Source organism: Anaerococcus sp. Marseille-Q7828, from assembly GCF_949769285.1.
Lineage (GTDB): Bacteria > Bacillota > Clostridia > Tissierellales > Peptoniphilaceae > Anaerococcus.
Genome location: NZ_OX458331.1, coordinates 690,389 through 710,613, shown reverse-complemented (window position 1 = coordinate 710,613; position 20,225 = coordinate 690,389). Strand labels below are relative to the sequence as shown.

Below are 20,225 nucleotides of genomic sequence, written 5' to 3'. Positions count from 1 at the left end.
TTATTTGCTATTTTTCTCAATTAAGTTTACAACTGATTGAGATTGATCATTTGGAACTGTCCTATATTCTAAATCAATTTGTTTCTCATTTAATTCTTGGAAGGCTTTAATGTCTTCTTCGTAGACCCAGAGGTTGTCTAATATTTTTTCTTTTCCTTTTCTCATATTTAGATTTCCAACATTAATTGTTTTAACAACTTCATTGTTCTCAAGCACTAAATTAGCTTCAACTGGTCCCCTAACTAAAAATAAGGTTTTATCATTAGAATCACTTTCTTCAATTAATTTTTTTCCTTCAGATAAATCAACTATTTTGAGCTTAATTCCTTTTGGTGTAGCCATCTTTAGTAATGATTGAGAAAAAGTATCATTTGCTGCTTTATCATCTGCAACAACTATTTGCTTAGCATCAGCGTAATGTAACCATGCTGTTACTATTTGTCCATGAATTAATCTATCATCTATTCTAAATACTGTAATGTTCATTTATTCCTCCGTATTATATTAATCCTATGCAATCAGAAATATTGCTTTTAATCTGCTCAACAAGTTCATCCATACTAAATTCATCTTTATATAGTGCAGCCTCCACAATCATAGGTAAATTCATTCCATAAAAAATATGAACCTTATCCATGTCATTAGTTAATATACTAGCCACGTTAAATGGAGTTCCTCCTTTAATATCTGTAAATATTAATAATTCCTCTTCATTCTCATATAAATATTTTATAAATGAATCCTTCAATTCATCTATCCCCATATTTTTATCAAAAATCAAATAATCAAGTCCATCTGTCTCTCCTACCAGCATTTCTGCAGAATCAATTAAACTTTTAGATAAATTCCCATGTGAAACCAATAGAATTTTCATCCCTTATTTAATACCTCCATAAATATTCAGCATTTTTATAAAAAATATTTTCTAAATCACTATTAGTAAGACCTAAATGATTGAATTTCTCAATTTCAATGTTTATTGGCTTGTATGGCCAATCTGTACCAAAAACAACTCTTTCGGATCCCAATTTATTCACAGAATATTTCAATATCTCTGGATCCATTTGTCCAGATGTTTCAACCCAGACATTTTTAGTTTTAGAGGCAACTTCTATTGACGACATTCCAAATTCGTAATAACCAGTATGCGTAAATACAAAATTAATATTAGGAAATTGTTTTGCATACTCTCCCCAAATATAAGGTGTACTTAATGGTGCAGTTCCGACGTGCATCTGAACGTGCACTCCATAACTCTCAATTAATTTAAAAATTTCATACAATTCAGGTCGATTATCTGGATAATACCCTTGTTTCCAAGAATGGAATTTAACACCATTCATCCCATATTTCCCTAAACATAGATCTATCTCAGATAAAGCGTTTTCATCCTTAGGATTAATAAAAGCGTAACCTTCAATAAGGTCTGGGTTCGATTTCATCAATTCATAAATTAAATCATTTTGTTCTCTAGTAGAGATTCCTGATAAACAACTAAGACCCACTTTACTGATTCCAAATTTATCTAAATCTTTTCTTAACTCTGATACATCTGGTATTTCTCCTGAACTAGTAGGCCCGAAATGCGAATGAATATCTATAATTTTCATCCTGTACCTCCAATCATTGATTATAACGTTATAACCTTTAATTAGAGTTTAGTTTATTTTTTTATAATTGTCAAGTAATATTTGAGAATTTTTTATTATAATACTTTAAGTTTTATCCACTAATTAATGTAAAAACTCAGGCAAAGAAATTAATCTGCGCCTGGTTTTTAATTTGATTGAGTTTTTTATCAAACATTTTTGAAATTTTACTATTTTTTCTTTTTTACTTACTTTTCGTTTTTCTTCCTACTACTACTTTGTTTTACCAAGTACTACTATAGTATCTTTCCTACTTATTTTTTTCTACAACACTATCCCAATCTTTTTTGAAGTTTTCAATTCCTTGTGTGGTCAATGGATGAGTCCACAATTTCTCAAATAATGAACCTGGGATAGTTGCTATGTGTGCACCTGCTAGAGCAGCTTCTTCCAGATGGTTGATGTGTCTTATGCTTGCTGCGATTATTTCTGATTCGTAGCCATATATATCAATCACATCACGAAGGGAAGCTACAAGTTCTGCTCCGTTTTCTCCCATATCATCAATCCTTCCCATAAATGGAGAAATATATGTTGCACCACCCTTCATAGCCATAATTCCTTGAGAAAGAGAAAATATCAATGTACAATTAGTTTTTATCCCTTCCTTTGATAGGGTGTGTATAGCCTTAAGACCATCTTCTGTCATAGGAATCTTTACAACTATATTATCAGACCACTTAGCCAAATCACGGGCTTGGTCAACCATGCCTTCATAGTCATAGCAAGTAACCTCAGCAGAAACAGGTCCATCAACAATTTGAGAAATCTCACTAACAACTTCCTTAAAATCCCTACCCTCTTTGTTAATCAAAGAAGGATTAGTAGTAACCCCATCACAAAGCCCCAAATCATTAACTCTTTTGATTTCATCAACATTTGCAGTGTCCAAGAAAAACTTCATTTTGCCTCCTTTGCAATTTTACTTATTATATTTATATCCCCAATATTTAAATTTAATTATTTATTTAAATAAAGCCCTCAAAGTATTAACTCTGAGAGCTTCATTATTAAACCTTATTTAAGGCATAATTATTTTTCTTAGAACAGATCCCTATATATATTTACTAAAGCAAGAATAGTCTTATTCTTCCTCAATCTTCTCAAAAACAGAAGTTGCGGTTTCTTTTATTACTTCGTTTAGGGTTACTATGTTGTCTTTTCCTTCTGTGTTTAGCCATTCTTTTGCGTCTTTTTCTGATTTGCCGAATACGTCTACTGCGCCTCTCCATGTTGCTCTGCCACATAGAACTCCGTTGAATGTTGAGCCTGCTTCTTTGGCAAATTTTAGGGTTTCTTTGAATAGGTCTGCGCTTACTCCGCCGCTTAGGAAGATGAATGGGATGCTTGTTGCGTCTGATTGGTCTTTGAAATACTTAAGGGCTTCGTCTCTTGTGTGGAGGATTTCACCTTCTCCGTAGCCTTCTACGAAGTTCATATTTACTGGTGCTTCTACTTTTAATACGTCTACTTTGTATCTTGGGTCATCGAAGACTTTCATTGATTCTATTACTTTTTTTGGACGTAATTTTGAGTATTCGATTCCTTTAGCATCGTCGATTTTTGCATCGTAGTTTACGATTTCTAGGAAGTATGGAAGTCCAAGAGCTTCACATTCGTAGCCTACTCTTTCTACCCATGCTTTTTTGATGTCGTTGATTTCTTCGCTTTCGTCTATGTCGTAGTATAGGAGGACTTTTACTGCGTTTGCGCCCATTTCTTTGATTCTTAGTCCTGATACGAAGTTGATTAGTCTCGGTAGTCTGCCTTCTTCGTATTCATCATAGCCTGTTTGTTCATAGGACATGATTAGACCAGCGTTTTTATCTTTTGCTTCTACTCCCTTCATGCCATAGATTGGGTCTAGAAGTATTGATGATGAGTATTTTGTTAGTTCACTTGATACTAATTCTTTGAATTTGCCTATGCCTTCGACATTGTTTAGGTCTGGATTGGCTTTTCCCATCATCTTTTCCATTGATCCTCTTTGGTCAATGGCAAGTGCTGCAATTGCTCCTTCTTCGTTTACTAATTGTTTGAGATTTTCGTATTTTTCGTGAGATACTTTCATATAATTTCCTCCACTTTTATTTGATCGTAATATTTGTCAAATTCGTCTATATTTATGTGAGCTATTTCTTTGTTTAGTACATTTAAAAGGCCACAAGTCATGCTTGTTTTTATAATCTCTATGTCATCCTTGCCATTGTTTATAGCAAATAAGGCTCCTGCAAGTGATGAATCACCGCTTCCCACAGGGTTTACGGCGGTTACTTCTGGCACACTTGCCCCATAAATTTTATCATTTGCCTTTACAAGGGCTCCATCTTTGCCCATGGATGCTATGACATATTTTATATCTTTAAAAGGTTTTTCTAATAGGATTTGTCCTAGTTTATCTTTGTTTACTTCAATGCCTAGAACATCTCCTATTTCTGTTTCGTTTGGTTTGATCAAATCCGGCTTTATGTCAGCATTTATAATTGCTTCAAGAGTTTTGCCAGATGTGTCTACAGATACAAATTTGTTATGGTCTTTGGCATATTTTATGATTGTCTGGTAAAAGTCAACATCCAGTCCCTGTGGCAAGGATCCAGAAATATTGATAATCTCACAGCCCTCGCTTATCTTATCAAGATTTTTTATAAATTCATCTTTTTCTTCCTGGGAGATTGTTGGACCCTTTTCTAGGATTTCTGTTTGGTTGCCATCATGAAGGACTGCTATACAGTTTCTTGTGTCTTCTTTGATGTCTACAAACCTTGATTCTTGGCCCTTTCCCTTGAGGGTTTCTTTTATATATTGGCCAAGAGCGCCGCCGACAAAACCAGAGTGAACAACATCTCCACCTAGTTCTTTTACGACATAGCCAACGTGAATTCCCTTACCACCAGCATCTTTTATAACTTGACTAGTTCTATTTACATCGTCGATTTTAAAGTTATCTAGTTCGTAGGAAATATCCACAGATGGGTTTGCAGTTATTGTTAAAATCATTCCCATGCCTTATTTCCGTCAATGTATGTTGCTTTAAGTTCTAAGTCTTCATTTAGAACTATGAAGTCAGCATCATAACCTATTTTTAGCTTGCCACAAACATCATCGATGCCTACAGATTTGGCAGGGATGAGGCTTGCCATTTGGATAGCTTCAAATACATCTGCAATATCCCAGTCAACAACATTTTTCACTGCATCTTTAAGTTTTAGGATAGATCCAGCTAGATTTCCATCTTCTTTTAATCTTGCTGTACCATCTTTTACAATTACATCGTATTCTCCAAGTTTGTAGTCGCCTTCAGCCATGCCACCAGCAGCCATACAATCTGTGATAAGAGCTATGTGATCACGACCTTTGACATTCATCAATATGTTTGCAGAAACTGGGTTTACGTGGTGGCCATCGCAGATAAGCTCGCTTATAGCTTCTGAATTCATAGCAGCTCCAACCATTCCAGGATTCCTGTGGTGTAGGCCGCTCATGCCATTATAGGTGTGAACAAAAATATTTGCTCCAGCATCAACCGCATCGATAGCCACATCATAAGAAGCATCAGAATGGCCAAGAGCAACATATACGCCCATGGCATTTGCTTTTTTGATAAAGTCAGTTACTCCTTCTCTTTCTGGAGCAATGGCGATTTTATTAACTAGACCATCTGACAAGTCTTTCCATTTTTTAAGCTTTTCTATGTCTGGATCTGACATATATTTGTCGTTTTGAGCACCCTTGTATTTTTCTGTGAAAAATGGTCCTTCAAGGAAGACTCCCCTTATTTTTGCACCTTCAGCATCCTTGTATTCTTCTCCAACTACCCTACAAGCCTCATTTAGTCTTTCTGTAGAATCTGTAAGAGTTGTTGGCAAAAAGCTTGTAACTCCAGTTTCTAATAGACCCTTAGAAATAATATTTAAGGCACCTGGCTTAGCATTCATAATATCTTCGCCATGGTAGCCATGAATGTGAGTATCTACAAGACCAGGAGCAATGATTTCTCCCAAGTCCTCGTATTCGTCTGGTTCATTTTTAGAAAATGACTTAATAACGCCATCTTCAACTTCCATAAAATAGTCTTTCAAGACTTCATCTTCTAAAATAATATATTTAGCTTTATAAAACATATTTCCTCCAAAGCTTTTTCTTAAGCATTGTATGGGTGGATTGTTACGCCCTTTACAACCCTATTCACTGTTCCTGATTTTGATGGATTATCTGGTGTATTACCTACTCTTAGGCTTGTGATAAGGCTAATTAGCTGAGCAACTATTACATATGGCAAAGCTAGGTAAACATCGTTATCAACATCATTTTCGTAAACTAATTTGTCAAAATCGCCCTCAATATCTGTATTTGCTACAGCAATCACCTTTGGAGCAATCTTATCTGCGGCAATTTCATTTAATATATCAAGGTCATAATCTCTTGTGTAAGGATTTGATGAAATAAATGAAACTATCAAAGTGTTTTCATCAACAAATGATTTTGGACCGTGTCTAAAGCCCATTGATGATTCGTATAAGCTGGCAACTTCGCCTGCTGTAAGTTCTAGGACCTTTAGTCTTGCTTCATTTGATAGTTTATATAGAGGACCTGAGCCTAGGTAAATTATTCTATTAAAGTCAAAATCTACTAATTCTTCGATTTTTTCTGCATCAGCCAAGATTTTTTCTCCAGTATTTGAAAGATCTTCTACAAGTTCTTTCTTATCATCTCTTTGGTCAAAGATTAATAGTGCAGATAAAAGCATGCATGAAAATGAGCTTGTCATAGCAAAGCCCTTGTCATTTGTGCCTTCTGGTTCTATAAATACAAATGCCTTTTCATCATCTGCTAGTTTTAGGGCAAGTTTACCGTCAGGGGCACAAGTTAGAGCAAGATTATAAAAATCATCTACAATTTCTTCACCTAGTTCTACTGCAGCAAGGGATTCTGGGGAGTTTCCACTTCTTGCAAAAGATACTAATAGAGTCTTTTGATTTTTATTAAAATGTAGGTATGGAGCAGAAACTAGATCAGTTGTAGCAATGCTTTCAAACTGGTATTTGCCGTTATTTTTCAAATATTCACTGGCAATATTGCCTACATACTCGCTGGTACCAGCACCTGTGAATATGACTCTTACATCATCACCAAGCTTTGATAGAAATTCATCAATTTTTGCTTTTCTCTCTTCATATAATTCATAAACTTTGAGCCATTTTTCCCCTTGAGAAAAAATTTCGCTGTAAGTATTAATTGCATCATTATTTTTTATATATTCTGATTCTAAATACATTGGTCCTCCTCACAAACTATATTTATACCTCTAATTTAATCTTACCAATTTTAATAAATCCTTAAAGATAGCTATGCATGCAATGATCAATTTTCCTTATTCAAAGTACTTATAAAATCTTCCATATTCACAAGCTTATTATTTTTTCTGCTTTCTTCAGCAGCAAAGCACATCAAATGGCTCATAACTGATTCGCTGGCACCAGTTTTTATCTTATCCTTATCACCTGCTATTCCTTCCATGAAAGCTTTGATTATTGCTGCATCGCCTCCACCATGGCCACCGTTCATCTCTTGGACTTTGATAACTCTTTCTTCACTTGATCCGAATGTCTTGATAATAATTTCTTTTTCGTGGTCATCGGCAATTATTTCGCCCTTAGTTCCTTGGATTTTGATATTTCTGTGAACATTTTTAGCAAAGGCAGAAAGATTAAATACAGCAGTCACATCATCTTCAAATTCGATTGTAGTTGATTGGTGGTCGCAAACTGTATTGTCACAGGCCCATACACATCTACCATAAGGACCGTTTTCCAAGGCTTCTATTAGACCTTCTTCTGTAAGACTTGGATTCACTAGATTTCTCCAGCCATAGCCTCTATAGCCTTGTCTATAAAAGTTTTTAGTTGAATAAATACATTCATCTTGGTATTTACAAGAAAGACATCTATCACTTGCTCCCTCTGGTTGGTTTTCATGAACAAAGTATGTCAAGCTTCCAACAGATGCTATACTCTTTGGTTTAAGTCCCAAGAAAAAGAGCAATATATCCATGTCATGGCATGATTTTTGAAGAATAAGTGGAGAAGATTCTTCTTCATTTCTCCAATTGCCCCTTACAAAGGAATGAGCAAAGTGAAAATATCCAATATTTTCATTGTGGTTGATGTTTATAACCTTGCCTATTGCTCCACTATCAAGTACTTCTTTTATCTTAGTGTAAAATGGTGCATATCTAAGTACATGACAAATCATAAACACATTGTCTCTATCTTCGGCTTTTTTAGCTATATTAAATACCTCACGGGCATTTGGGCTTATAGGTTTTTCTAGTAATATATCAACATCGTAGTCCAATGCTTTCATAGTGATGTCATAGTGTTCCCTGTCATATGTTGCTATAACCAAGGCATCGACAAACTTATTTTCATCCATCTTTTTTAAGAAGTCATCTGCATTATCAAAAAGATACTCTGAATCAATTCCAAATTCTTCGCCTGTAAGTTTCAATTTATCTTGATTCCACTCAACTGCAGCTACTATATCGACTTCATCATATTTATTTAATTCTCTAGCGTATGCGATTCTTCCTCGCTCTCCTGCTCCAATAATTCCTATTCTCATTATAATTTCCCCTTGCTAGCTTTTGCATTTATTATTTTATGATTCTTGTGTACTTGGAAAGCTCTTTGAGTTCTTGGCTACTTATTTTATCATCAGTTATAACACTTACATCCTCTAGCTTATAAAATGAGTAGAAGTCTTCGACCCCGATTTTGCTTGAGTCTGCTACTATGAATTTTTCCGATGAATTGTCCAAAATTATTTTTTGCAAGAAGCCTTCGTCTTCGTTGTAGGCATAGGCGTTGTTTTGGCTTATACCGTTGACTCCTATGAAGGCTTTTTGGAAGCGCAAATCTTTTACCATATCTATGGCAAGGGGACCAACGAAAGCTCCTGTTATTTTTCGATATTTTCCACCTATTAGTCTTATAGTCAAGGAGTCGATTTTTATGAGCTCATTGAATAAATATAGGGAGTTGGTGAAGATGGTAAGGTGCTTGCCATCAATATATTCTGATACATATTCCATAGTTGTTCCCGGACCCATAAAAATTATTTCATCATCAACCAAGATTTCTGAAATTTTCTTGGATATGTATTTTTTCTGATTGATATTTTTTTGCTTTTTCTCCGTGTTGGAATATTCAACATTGGATAAGTTTCTAACTTTTTTTGCTCCTCCATGGATACGCTTTAGTAATCCTTTTTCCTCAAGGTCTTTAAGGTCTCTGCGTATGGTCATTTCTGTGACATTTAGGGCTGATGTCAGGTCAGAAACTTCTATAATATTTTCGCTATTTACAAGTTCTACTATTAAATCTTGTCTTTCATCTTTTAACATATCATTTCCTGTTAGAATTTAATAATGTTGCTTCTTTTTTAAAAAAAGCGTCAAAATTAATTGACGCCATTTTATATATTAGCCTAGCCTTTTTAGTCGTGGTATTCGCCTCGGTCCCATTTTTCTATGAATTCGTCAAAGAATTCGTTGTTACAAAATTGAGTTTCTCTGTCTTCGCCTTGTTCTTCTTCTATAGCCATTATCTTGTCGATTAGCTTTTTGTTTGTTTCTGTTTGTTTGTATTCAGCTGCTATGAACCTATCTACTATTTCGCAAGCTAAGTCTTTTCCTACTATCATGCCACCTATGCCTATGACATTGGCATTTAGCTCTTCTTTGGCATAAACAGCTGTCGCGCAGTCTCTTACTAGGGCACATCTTGTTCCAAAGGCCTTGTTTACTGCTGTTGTGATTCCTACGCCTGTACCGCAAAGTACTACTCCTAGGTCACATTCGCCGCTTGCTACTAGCTCTCCAACTTTTTTGCCGAACATTGGATAGTGAGTTCTAGTGTTGTCATATGTTCCTACATCTACTACTTCGTGACCATTTGCTTTTAGGTGGTCTGATATTTCCATTTTTAAGTGTGTTACTATGTGGTCACATCCTAAGGCTATTTTCATATTTTCCCTCCTATAGCATTTTGTTAAGCATGTCTATTCTGATTTGGTGGCGTCCACCATCATAGCCATGGCTTAAAAAGTCTCTGACACATGATTTTGCAAGTTCTTCTCCTACGATACCAGATCCTAGGCAAAGAATTCTTGCCCCATTGTGGCGTTTGGTCATAAGTGAGCTTCTCTCTTCGCTTACTTCTGCTGCAATCATTCCCTTGTGTTTGCTGGCAGCCATATATGAGCCCGCACCGTATTTGTCGATTAGGATTCCTACTGATGCATCGTCTGATCCACTTGTTAGCATGCCGTCTACTTCTAGTAGTTTTTGGCAAACAGACTTTGCACTATCAACAAAGTCAAAACCTTCTTCCGTCAAATCTTCGATCTCATATCCAAGATTTTTTACTTCTTCGATTAAGCTTTCTTTTAGCATTAATCCATCATTGTCTGAAGAAATATATACTTTCAAATCTTCCTCCTCTTTGTTTATAAATGTTTGTTTTGTTTCTTATTTGTTTATATTATATTAGACTACCCTCCTAAAGTCAATCTATTTTGCTAAAGATATTTAAAAAAACTAGCCAAGAAGGTATTAGCTTCTAAGCTAGTTAATTTGTTGATAAAATATTATTCAAATTTCAAGTTCCCAGAGTAAATTTCCCTAGCTAAAATCACAGATCCATCTACTGGGCTTGTGTATGGTTTTACTATGTTCACATTGGATTTGATTTTTGTTTTTATCTCTTCGTAAAGCGCTTCCCCTATATTTGTCACTCCACCAGAGAAAGACACGTCTACTACTCCATCAAAGTTTAGCTTCTTTGTGATTGCATCTATGACCAAGGCAATCTCGTCTGTCACTTGATCTAGGATATCAAGGGCGTATGGGTCATTCTCTTTTAGGGCTTGGTGGAGGATGCGGGATAAGGCTGCTATCTCATCGCGTCTCATATTGTCTGTTATGTCAAATATTTCAAAATCATCTTCCATGGCAAGTTTTTCTTTTACCATGTCATAGATTTTGGTCTTCTCTATTCTACCATCGCTCATTTTTGTAAATAAGTTTAGTAATTTTAGGCCAATCCAATAGCCACTTGCCTCATCTCCCAAGAATGGTCCCCAACCAGAACACCTCATTGAGTTTCCTTCTTGGTCGCGACCATAGCCTATTGCTCCTGTACCAATTACTATGTTTATGCCAGGTTTAGCATTAAGTGATCCTGCCCATCCATTGACGCAATCATTTTCTATTGTAAACTTGTCATTGCCAAGAACTCTTCTGATTCCCTCGTGGATATACTCTTCTGTGTCTGGGTATTGGCCATAGCCTGGGGCTGCCACAAAGGTATAGTCAATATCTGATGGATTGATGCCAGCTTGCTTACAAACATCACCTATACCAAGTTCTATTATGTCAAAATATTCTTGCTTGCTTACTTGTTTGGGATGGATTGTGATCTGCTTATCTTCGTATCTTTGTCCATTTACATCTAGTAAAAAAGCAGTTTTTGTTCCGCCGCCATCTATACCTAAAAATATTCCTTCTGTCATAATTTTCCTTTCTATATCATTTTTTTAATACTATCTTAATTACCGTATCTGTGTCATCAGGCAATTGGCATGTGCTGGAGCCTGGATATATTTGGGCAAAGGTCAGCTTGTCATATGCTTTAATTACCCAAGAATTTGAAACAGTCACTTCAGATCCATCGTGGAGGTAGGTCATATAAGCAATTTCTTCTTTATCTAGACCTATTAATGGCAATGGCCCTATTGGAGCTTCAAATATGTGGGCGTAGATTATATTGTCTTTTTGGGTGTAATAGCCCCAGTCTGGTTTTGGCAAATCTTTTGCCCTGCCACAACCATAGATAGACTCAGAGTTCTTATCAAACCATTTGCCAAAGCCTTCTAAAATCTCTAAGCTTTGTCTAGGCATATATCCTCTTGCAGTTGGTCCAACATTTACAAGCATATTTCCATTTTTGCTGACACATTCTACAAGTTTTCTGATTAGTAGTTTGGATGATTTAAATTCCTTGTCATTGGCATTGTAGCCCCAGTTATTGTTCATTGTTAGGCAAAGTTCCCAAGGAACATCCTCACCATTGATATTTTTTATCCCCTCATATGGAAGTATTTGCTCAGGACTTACAAAGTCACCAGAATATGGACTAGGATTTTCTGTAACTATAGAACCAAAGCCTTCACCAGATGTTTCTAGCCTATTATCCATTATCACGTCTGGCTGATATTTTCTAACCATTTCTACAATTTCCTTGGCGCCCCACTTGTCCCCATACATATCTTCGTAGGAGAAATCAAACCAAAGTATGTCTAGCTTACCATAGTTTGTGACGATCTCTTCGATTTGCTTGTGGAGAAAATTCTTGTAATTATCCCAATCAATTTTCTCATCCTTAAATCTTTCGTCCTTGTAGTGAGGGCTGTGGATGTCATTGTATTTTGGGAAGTCCTTGTGGCTCCAATCTATCAAGGAAAAGTATAGGCCAACTCCAAGACCTTCATCCCTTACTGCTTCGACATATTCTTTTACCAAGTCTCTACCAGCCTTGGTATTGGTAGCCTTGTATTCTGTATACTTGCTGTCAAAGAGACAAAAACCGTCGTGATGTTTGGCTGTGAGAACCATATATTTCATACCAGCATCTTTGGCGGCCTTGGCCCAAGCTCTAGGATTGTAGTCAACCGGGTCAAATTGGTCCATGTATTTTAAATAGTCTTCTAAGTCTATTTTATCAAAACTTCTAACCCATTCGCCCCTGGCTGGTATGGTATAGATCCCCCAATGAATAAACATACCAAAACGGGCATCTCTAAACCATTGAGTTCTCTTGTTTATTTGTTCAAGTGAATTGGTCATATCTCCTCCTTTTAAGAATTTACCCTTATTTCCAAGAAAAAAGGCAGCCTGTGCACTGCCATTTTCTACTTTTATTTTTTCTTGATTCTCTTTCTTGTATCAAGTGCTACTGTTAGTATAATCAAAATTCCTTTGATGATGATTTGTACATAGGAGTTTAGGCCGATGTATAGCAAACCGTAGTTTATAACCTGAAGGATTATAGAACCTAAGACTATACCAGGTATTGTTCCTATACCCCCGGAGAATGATACTCCACCTATTAGGCAGGCTTCGATGGCATCTAGGTCATAGCCCTCACCTGTAGTTGTTGTAACAGATCCTAGTCTAGGACCTTCCAAGAATCCTGATAAGCCATACATAATACCAGATATTATGAAGACTATCATGATTGTTTTTGTAACGTTGATACCAGAAACTTCTGCAGCTTCTGGGTTGCCACCTACAGCAAACATATTTTTACCTAAGACTGTCTTGTTCCAAATAAACCACATGATGATAGATGCTATTGCAGCATAGATTATCAAATATGGGAACATGAGGTCAGTTCCTGGAATCTTAAATCCACCTCTTACAAGGTTGGCATATTTTTCGTCAAAACCACCAATTGGTTGTGGTCCATAAGGGTTGGCTGCTATAAATAATTGCAAAATACCAAAGATTGCAAGTTGGACACCAAGGGATGCTATAAAGGCGTGTAGTTTAAGATAAGCTACACCAAAACCGTTTAGGGCACCACATATAGCGCCGATAACTATAGCTGCAAGCAATCCAAAGATTATATTAGCCCCTTGGATATTTGGGAAAAACTTTTGTGGGAAGTCAGATGATTGTAGCAAGGCTCCTGCAATAGCTGCTGTGAAACCTACTATTCTACCAGCTGAAAGGTCAGTTCCCGCAAGGATTAATAGACCACCAGTACCAAGGGCTATAAATAACCTTGTAGCTGTCTGTGATAAGATATTTATTATATTTCTTGGATTTGTTATAAAGGTTGGGTCTACTATGATTATTCCAATAATCAAGGCCAGGATTATGATAATCAAGGCGTTGTTTAAAATAAATTCTTTAAAATCAAATTTTTTCTTTTCTGTAGTTTCCATTTTACCACCTATACATACATGGCTTGTAGGGCCATGATCTTCTCTTGATTCAAGTCTTTGTTGTTTTCTTCAATTCCTGCAACGCGTCCATTGCTCATTACCATGATTCTATTACAAATCATCTGCAATTCTGCCATCTCTGATGATATGAAGATTACTGATTTGCCAGTTGTTGCAAGGTCTTGGATTAGCTTATAAATTTCATACTTAGCGCCGACATCTATACCACGGGTTGGCTCATCTAGCAAAAGTATATTTGGATCGGTCAAAAGCCAGCGGCCAATGATTACCTTTTGCTGGTTACCACCAGATAGGTTCATAATCTTTGTTTGTTGGCTTGGAGTTTTTACACTCATTGAATCTATAACTTTTGTAGTACTATCCTTTAAGGCTTTTTCATTTACAAAGCCTTTTTTGGCATATTCGCGCAAGTTTGCAATAGTTGAGTTAAATCTTATGCTGGCATATGGGAATATTCCTGTCGCCCTACGCTCTTCTGTAACTAGGGCAAAGCCGTTTTTGATGGCTTCTTCTGGATTCTTGTTTTCTACCTTCTTGCCAGAAACAAATATTTCGCCAGATTCTTTTTGTCTAAGACCAAAAATAGTCTCAACAAGTTCTGTACGTCTAGATCCAACAAGACCAGCTATACCCAAGACTTCACCTTTTTTAAGGTCAAAAGAAACATCACTTACAGTTGGTTTATATTTACCAGTTAGGTTTTTGACTTCTAATAGAACTTCATCCCTCTCGTATGATTCTGGGTTTAGGTCCTTAGCATCAAGCTTTCTTCCTACCATTAGTCTTATTATCTCGTCTTTGGTCAAATCACTGGCTTTGTTTTCAGCTATGAATTGGCCATCACGCATGACTGTAACATAATCCGAAATCGCAAGGATTTCTTCCATCTTGTGGGATATGTAAATAATTCCTACTCCCTCTGATCTCAATCTGTTAATAATTTCAAATAATTTTTCAACTTCAGATTCAGTCAGAGAACTTGTAGGTTCATCCAATACTAAAATTTTGGCATCGTAGGAGACAGCCTTGGCTATTTCTATTAATTGTCTTTCTGCAACTGAGTATTTTCCTATGATTTTCTTGGGATCAAAATCTAGGCCAAGCTTATCAAATAAGGCCTTGGTTTCATCGTTCATCTTTTTGCTATCAATAATACCGTGCTTGTTTGGAAATCTTCCCAGCATAATATTTTCTGCTACAGAACGCATAGATACTTGGTTTAGCTCCTGGTGAACCATTGCAACACCAGAGTCTAGAGCATCTTTTGGGTCCTTATATGAAACTTTTTCTCCATCAATGTAGATCTCCCCACTGTCTGGAGTATAGATTCCAAACAAACATTTCATAAGGGTAGATTTGCCGGCACCATTTTCACCCATAAGGGCATGAACTGTGCCTTTTTGTAAGGTTAGCTGTGCATTATCTAAGGCCTTTACCCCGGGAAATGTTTTGTTTATTGATTTCATTTCTAATAAATTGGTCATAAACACCCCTATACAATATAAGGGGCTGGCGCTAATAAGCCACCGCCCCTTAATACCAGTTAACTATTTAGTATATTTTTGATACTTAATTCTGAAAGATTTGCCATCTTCACCTAGTTCGTATCCTTCTGTATCTTTGAAGTTTCCACCATTAAATTTGTTTTTAATAGTATCTACTAGAGCTTTTGCCATGCCTTCAGCATCTTGTTTAACAGTACCAGACATTGTTCCCTTGTCGATTTCAGCAACTGCTTGGTCTGTAGCATCAACGCCTACTACTACGATATTATCGTCAGCAGAACCTGTGTTCATACCTACAGCTTGTAGAGCAGAGATTGCACCAATAGCCATACCATCGTTATTAGCTATAACTGCATCTATGTCGTCTTTGTTTGTTTGTAGCCATGTATCCATAGCTGTTTTAGCTTGGTTTGTATCCCATTTTGCGTCTTGGAAAGCAACTTCGTTTACTTCGATGCCGTTTTCTTCAAGAGTTTTTACAGAGAATTCTGTACGAGCTTGAGCTTCTGGGTTATCAAGGCCACCATTTAACATAACATAGTCAAGTTTGCCATTGCCGTTTCTATCCATGTCGCCAGCATTCCACAATTCTGTAAGGATTTCACCTTGCATAACGCCTGCTTCTGGAGCATTTGTTCCTACAAAGAAGAAATTGTCTAAATCTTCATCTGTTAGAGAAGCTGTCATATCTCTGTTAAAGAAGATTGTTGGTATACCTGATGCTTTGATAGTTTCCATAGCTGTTGAAGCTGCTGAAATATCTACTATGTTTAGCATAATACCATCAACACCTTGAGCTACTACGTTGTTGATTTGGTCAGTTTGTGTACCTTGGTTGTTTTGACCATCTTGGAAAACAAATTCGATAGAATCATCAGCTTCATCAAGTTTTTCTAATTGTTGGCGAACTGATGCTATGTATGTATCAGAACCATTGTAGAGTAAAACTGCGATTTTTTTAGTTTCGCCATTTGTAGCTTCTTCTTTATTTTCCTCTTTTGCTGGTGCTTCAGCTTCGTTAGAATCTTCTTTGTTTTCTTCAGCTGGAGCTTCTGTAGCTGCCTTGTTATCTTCAGCTGGTGCTTCGTTTGAATTACCACCACAAGCAGTTAGACCTAAAGATAAAGCCATAACTAAGGCAAAGTTTGCAAATTTTTTAATATTCATAAAACCCTCCTGTTGAATATTAATATAAGCACTAAAGTATAGGAAAGTGCTTTATTTGAAGCATAAATAATGAAAACATTTGCTTCTTTATTACATATGATATAACTTAATTAATTTATTGTCAATATTAATATGGTAACCTTTACCTAAAATGGTTTAATGTATGTATGTAAGATTTGGGAGGTGAGCATGAAAATAATACTAGCTGTTGACCAAAATTGGGGAATCGGCAAAGATAATGAAATGCTTTTTCATCTAAAAAAAGACCTAAAGCATTTTAAGGACCTCACAATTGGAAATATTGTAATCATGGGTAGGAGTACCTATGAGTCTATAGGAAAAGCTTTGGTAAATAGAGATAATGTAGTCTTAACTAGAAATAGGGATTATAAGCTAGATGATGCCTTGGTTTTTCATAGTATAGAAGATGTAATAACTTATGTTGGGGATAAGGAAGCTTTCGTAATAGGTGGCAGCCAGATTGTAGATTTGTTTTTGCCCTATTGTAATGAGGCGATCATAACAAAAATTTTTGACCAAAAAGATGCCGACACCTACCTTCACAATTTTGATCTTGACGATGATTTTGAAATTAAAAACGAATCCGAAATTTTTGAAGAAAATAAAATCAAGTTTAAATACCTAACATATAGGAGGAAATAATGGACTTATACAAATTAGCAATGGATAAGATCAATGATCTTGGCATTGAATATGAGATGGTAGAACATCCACCGGCACTTACAACTGAACAAGCGGATGAATTCATCGAGGGCGTTGAGGGAGTCCGTACCAAAACCATGTTTTTAACCGATAGGAAGAAAAGAGAATTCTATTTGCTTATAATGGATGATACAAAACGCATGGATATGGACTTATTCAAAGAAATAGTAGGCAAAAAGGTAAAAATGGCATCAGAAAACTCTTTGATGGAAAAGATGGGCTTCCAGCAGGAGTTGTATCTCCATTTGGCCTTCTAAACAACGAAGACCACGACATAACAGTTTACTTTGATAAGGAAATTATGGATGAAGAAAGAATGAGCTTTCACCCAAATACCAACGAAAAGACAATATTTATAAGCACTCAAGACTTATTAAGATACCTAGATGATATAGGGTATGAATACCATATAGAAGAATTATAAAGGAGAATCCATGGAAAAAGTAAAAACAACAGAAATATTTGTAAGCGATAAATGCCCATTTTGCACACCGCTAATCGAAGACTATGAAAAGAATCCACAAAAATACGAGGGCCAAGAACTAATCAACATCAATGAATCTATGGCAAATCTAAAAAGATTTTTAAAATACCGCGACGATTTGAAAGGTTACGATGAGGCAAAAGCAGAAGGCAGAGCAGGAGTTCCATCCAAAGTTCTTGATGGAGTAGAGGTTGTATTTATCAAACAAGAAGATATATAAATAGGAAGATGACCTGAACCCCAAAATCCGGAATACGGATGGAGGGGTTTTTTGTATGCCAAAATACACAAATGAATTTAAAATAAAATTAGTAATGGAATACTTATCAGGTAAATCAGGTGGGCAAGAGAAAGTAGCTGAAAAATATAATGTTCCCAAAGATACCTTAAGAGAATGGATAAACAAATATAAATCTGGAGGCTTTGATAACTTATCTAAAAAGTTAAAAAACAATAAATATACTAGTGAATTTAAACTATCTGTAATACAATATAGGCAAATCAATAATACTTCGCTTAGAGAGACTGCAGAGCATTTCAGCCTCGTAAATGGATCTATGGTATACAGATGGGAGAAATCTTATCAACAACGTGGTCTATCTGGGCTAGAAGATAACAGAGGAAGGCCTAAAAAAGATATGACCAAATCAAATAAGAAACAAAAGAATAATACTCCAATAAACGAAAGTGAAAGAGAAGAATTAATAAGACTAAGAGAAGAAAATAGACTTCTCAAAATGAAGATAATCTACGAAAAAAAGCTACAAGCCTTGCTACTAGAAGAGGAAGCAGAAGCAAGGAAAAGACAAAGATAATCCTCAATCTACAAAAAGAATATCCACAAAGTAAAATAGGTGAATGGCTAAGCATAGCTAAATTACCAAAATCATCATACTATGAGTGGAAGATAAAGTTACTTAATCCAGTAGATAAAGACAAAAAAGTTAAAGATGAAATTAAAACCATAGTAGAAGCGTCAAAAGGTAGATATGGCTACAGAAGAGTAACATTAACATTAAAAAATAAGGGATTTAAAATTAACCATAAAAGAGTTCTAAGAATAATGAGAGAGGAATCCTTGCTATGTACTAAATTCAAAACTAGATCAAGAAAATACTCATCATACAAGGGACAAATAGGCAAAGTAGCAGATAATGTTGTAAAAAGACAATTTACAGCAAGTAAACCAAATGAGTTATGGTTAACAGATGTAACAGAATTTAAAATTAAAGGTCAAGAAAAGAAACTGTACCTATCACCAATATTAGACCTATACAACAGTGAAATAATTAGCTATACACTAAGTAACCACCCAACAATAAACTTAACCAATACAATGCTAGAAAAAGCACTAGAAGAAAATAAAGACATTAAATATTTAACTATACACTCAGACCAAGGATTTCATTACCAACATAGTTCTTGGACTAAAAAACTAGAAAAGATGAATATAACCCAAAGTATGTCAAGAAAAGGCAATTGTCTAGACAATTCTCCAATGGAGAACTTCTTTGGGATATTAAAACAAGAAATGTATTATGGAGAAGATTTTAAAAGTTATGATCATTTGAGAAATGAGATTGAAAAATATATTAAATGGTACAATGAAGATAGGATTAAGACAAAATTAAACGGAATGTCTCCTGTTATGTACAGATTACATTCCGCTTAAAATATTATTAAATTATTCCGTGTTTACGGGTTCAGGTCAAGAGGGCCTGGGCTCTCTTTTTTGTTGCAATTTCCCTTTGGAGATCATTCGGCCTACGGCCTCAAGGATGACAAGGGGTCTAGTGCTTTACAAGTAAAAGGCAGCCCTTCTGCATTTCTAAAAAATCTCCTAAGTAATTTGGTTTTTGAAGATCCTTCATGCTGTAGGCTTATTGTAAATAAGATAATTACGTCCTAGGCTACCCTGTCATTCTGAGCTTTAGCGAAGAATCTCTTGAGGAGTATATCCTTCTTTCGCTTGCGCTAAATCAGATGACAGCAAGATTTGCGGACTATTCGAGCATTTTGTCACTTATATTTTCACACAAAAAAACTGAAACCACAACGGATTTCAGTTTTTCTCTTTTACATTCTTGTATTTTACATAGGCATTTGCCGTCATTAGTATTGATACTATGAGTATGAACCACCAGTAGGACCTACCTTTGCTGTATTGAAGGTAGGTTAGCAAATACAACAAAAAAGCTGTAAATGCGCTTGTTAGAAACTCCAAATTTTCTAGGTTTTTCTTGTTCATCTTATATTATTTCGTCCAAGGTCTTCCATGATAGGAGGGCGCATTTTACCCTTTGTGGCATATTTTGGATGTTGATAAAGGCAACTGCATCGCCTAGTTTGTCTAGCTCTTCGTCAGTGATTTCTTCTCTTTTTATCATGCGAATGTAGATATCAGCTAGTTCTTTGGCTTCCTCTTTGCTTTTACCAACTATTGTATCACACATAACGCTTGTGGCAGCTTGGCTGATGGCACAGCCGTCTCCTGTGAAGGCTGCATCGACTATTTTATCTCCATCGTATTTTAGTTCCAAGACAATCTCATCTCCACAGGATGGATTGTGGCCTGGCTCTTTGACATCGGCATCTTCTAGTTCGTGTTTGTTTGCTTGGTTTCTCGAATGATCTAGGATTATTTGAGAATAAATTTCTTCCATATTCATT

General features: G+C 35.9%; 24 protein-coding genes and 1 pseudogene. 6 read left to right on the top strand and 19 right to left on the bottom strand.

Annotated features, from left to right (window positions below; translation table 11 throughout):
- From QNH69_RS03435 to QNH69_RS03355, 17 genes are all read right to left on the bottom strand, one after another.
- Window positions 1-486 (bottom strand): PTS sugar transporter subunit IIB, encoded by a 486-nt coding sequence (locus QNH69_RS03435; RefSeq protein WP_282929211.1) that lies wholly within the window; start codon window positions 484-486, stop codon window positions 1-3.
- A 13-nt stretch (window positions 487-499) separates the two neighbouring features.
- Window positions 500-874, bottom strand: a complete 375-nt coding sequence (locus tag QNH69_RS03430) for a PTS sugar transporter subunit IIA (protein ID WP_282929210.1) — start codon at window positions 872-874, stop codon at window positions 500-502.
- 7 nt (window positions 875-881) lie between these two features.
- Window positions 882-1,610, bottom strand: coding sequence for an amidohydrolase family protein (locus QNH69_RS03425; protein ID WP_282929209.1), 729 nt, complete (start codon window positions 1,608-1,610; stop codon window positions 882-884).
- A 289-nt stretch (window positions 1,611-1,899) separates the two neighbouring features.
- Complete coding sequence (gene fsa, locus QNH69_RS03420) at window positions 1,900-2,553, bottom strand: fructose-6-phosphate aldolase (RefSeq protein WP_282929208.1); 654 nt, start codon at window positions 2,551-2,553, stop codon at window positions 1,900-1,902.
- Window positions 2,554-2,733: 180 nt separating this feature from the next.
- Window positions 2,734-3,720: a tagatose 1,6-diphosphate aldolase gene (locus QNH69_RS03415; protein ID WP_282929207.1), complete on the bottom strand. Its 987-nt coding sequence runs from the start codon at window positions 3,718-3,720 to the stop codon at window positions 2,734-2,736.
- Window positions 3,717-4,646 carry a hexose kinase gene (locus QNH69_RS03410; RefSeq protein WP_282929206.1) on the bottom strand — a complete coding sequence of 310 codons (930 nt, stop codon included), beginning with the start codon at window positions 4,644-4,646 and terminating at the stop codon, window positions 3,717-3,719. The genes QNH69_RS03415 and QNH69_RS03410 overlap by 4 nt, the downstream gene beginning before the upstream one ends.
- Window positions 4,643-5,770 (bottom strand): N-acetylglucosamine-6-phosphate deacetylase, encoded by a 1,128-nt coding sequence (gene nagA / locus QNH69_RS03405; protein WP_282929205.1) that lies wholly within the window; start codon window positions 5,768-5,770, stop codon window positions 4,643-4,645. The genes QNH69_RS03410 and nagA overlap by 4 nt, the downstream gene beginning before the upstream one ends.
- A 20-nt stretch (window positions 5,771-5,790) precedes the next feature.
- Window positions 5,791-6,924 (bottom strand): SIS domain-containing protein, encoded by a 1,134-nt coding sequence (locus tag QNH69_RS03400; RefSeq protein ID WP_282929204.1) that lies wholly within the window; start codon window positions 6,922-6,924, stop codon window positions 5,791-5,793.
- Between the two features lie 86 nt (window positions 6,925-7,010).
- The gene (locus tag QNH69_RS03395) at window positions 7,011-8,270 is read right to left on the bottom strand and encodes a Gfo/Idh/MocA family oxidoreductase (protein WP_282929203.1); all 1,260 of its coding nucleotides are present in this window, start codon (window positions 8,268-8,270) and stop codon (window positions 7,011-7,013) included.
- Between the two features lie 31 nt (window positions 8,271-8,301).
- Window positions 8,302-9,051 (bottom strand): DeoR/GlpR family DNA-binding transcription regulator, encoded by a 750-nt coding sequence (locus QNH69_RS03390; RefSeq protein ID WP_282929202.1) that lies wholly within the window; start codon window positions 9,049-9,051, stop codon window positions 8,302-8,304.
- Window positions 9,052-9,143: 92 nt separating this feature from the next.
- A complete protein-coding gene (gene lacB / locus QNH69_RS03385; RefSeq protein ID WP_282929201.1) occupies window positions 9,144-9,674 on the bottom strand; it encodes a galactose-6-phosphate isomerase subunit LacB in 531 nt (176 codons plus the stop codon).
- A gap of 10 nt (window positions 9,675-9,684) precedes the next feature.
- Complete coding sequence (gene lacA, locus QNH69_RS03380; protein WP_282929200.1) at window positions 9,685-10,137, bottom strand: galactose-6-phosphate isomerase subunit LacA; 453 nt, start codon at window positions 10,135-10,137, stop codon at window positions 9,685-9,687.
- A gap of 158 nt (window positions 10,138-10,295) precedes the next feature.
- Window positions 10,296-11,219, bottom strand: a complete 924-nt coding sequence (locus tag QNH69_RS03375) for a BadF/BadG/BcrA/BcrD ATPase family protein (protein WP_282929199.1) — start codon at window positions 11,217-11,219, stop codon at window positions 10,296-10,298.
- Window positions 11,220-11,235: 16 nt separating this feature from the next.
- Entirely contained in the window at window positions 11,236-12,552 is a 1,317-nt protein-coding gene (locus tag QNH69_RS03370; protein ID WP_282929198.1) for an alpha-L-fucosidase, read from the bottom strand.
- Window positions 12,553-12,623: 71 nt separating this feature from the next.
- Window positions 12,624-13,655: a galactose/methyl galactoside ABC transporter permease MglC gene (mglC, locus tag QNH69_RS03365; protein ID WP_073998524.1), complete on the bottom strand. Its 1,032-nt coding sequence runs from the start codon at window positions 13,653-13,655 to the stop codon at window positions 12,624-12,626.
- Window positions 13,656-13,663: 8 nt separating this feature from the next.
- On the bottom strand, window positions 13,664-15,160 hold the full coding sequence (locus QNH69_RS03360) for a sugar ABC transporter ATP-binding protein (RefSeq protein WP_282929197.1): 1,497 nt from the start codon (window positions 15,158-15,160) through the stop codon (window positions 13,664-13,666).
- Between the two features lie 63 nt (window positions 15,161-15,223).
- On the bottom strand, window positions 15,224-16,348 hold the full coding sequence (locus tag QNH69_RS03355) for a galactose ABC transporter substrate-binding protein (protein WP_282929196.1): 1,125 nt from the start codon (window positions 16,346-16,348) through the stop codon (window positions 15,224-15,226).
- A 189-nt stretch (window positions 16,349-16,537) separates the two neighbouring features.
- Here QNH69_RS03355 and QNH69_RS03350 point away from each other — a divergent pair, with 189 nt between their 5' ends.
- The 6 genes and pseudogenes from QNH69_RS03350 to QNH69_RS03325 form a co-directional block, all read left to right on the top strand.
- Window positions 16,538-17,011: a dihydrofolate reductase gene (locus QNH69_RS03350; protein WP_282929195.1), complete on the top strand. Its 474-nt coding sequence runs from the start codon at window positions 16,538-16,540 to the stop codon at window positions 17,009-17,011.
- On the top strand, window positions 17,011-17,328 hold the full coding sequence (locus QNH69_RS03345) for a YbaK/EbsC family protein (protein ID WP_282929194.1): 318 nt from the start codon (window positions 17,011-17,013) through the stop codon (window positions 17,326-17,328). Before QNH69_RS03350 ends, QNH69_RS03345 begins: the two co-directional genes overlap by 1 nt.
- On the top strand, window positions 17,226-17,495 hold the full coding sequence (locus QNH69_RS09315; protein WP_349252253.1) for a YbaK/EbsC family protein: 270 nt from the start codon (window positions 17,226-17,228) through the stop codon (window positions 17,493-17,495). Before QNH69_RS03345 ends, QNH69_RS09315 begins: the two co-directional genes overlap by 103 nt.
- Before the next feature lie 10 nt (window positions 17,496-17,505).
- Window positions 17,506-17,775 (top strand): hypothetical protein, encoded by a 270-nt coding sequence (locus tag QNH69_RS03335; RefSeq protein WP_044565193.1) that lies wholly within the window; start codon window positions 17,506-17,508, stop codon window positions 17,773-17,775.
- A gap of 55 nt (window positions 17,776-17,830) precedes the next feature.
- Window positions 17,831-18,370, top strand: a complete 540-nt coding sequence (locus QNH69_RS03330; protein WP_282929193.1) for a helix-turn-helix domain-containing protein — start codon at window positions 17,831-17,833, stop codon at window positions 18,368-18,370.
- A pseudogene (locus QNH69_RS03325) lies at window positions 18,358-19,227 on the top strand (IS3 family transposase); the annotation flags it as partial. The gene QNH69_RS03330 and the pseudogene QNH69_RS03325, both read left to right, overlap by 13 nt.
- 390 nt (window positions 19,228-19,617) lie before the next feature.
- Here QNH69_RS03325 and QNH69_RS03320 read toward each other — a convergent pair.
- Window positions 19,618-19,803, bottom strand: coding sequence for a hypothetical protein (locus QNH69_RS03320; RefSeq protein WP_282929192.1), 186 nt, complete (start codon window positions 19,801-19,803; stop codon window positions 19,618-19,620).
- A gap of 1 nt (window position 19,804) precedes the next feature.
- Window positions 19,805-20,224: a Fe-S cluster assembly sulfur transfer protein SufU gene (sufU, locus tag QNH69_RS03315; RefSeq protein WP_282929191.1), complete on the bottom strand. Its 420-nt coding sequence runs from the start codon at window positions 20,222-20,224 to the stop codon at window positions 19,805-19,807.
- Window position 20,225 lies beyond the last annotated feature (1 nt).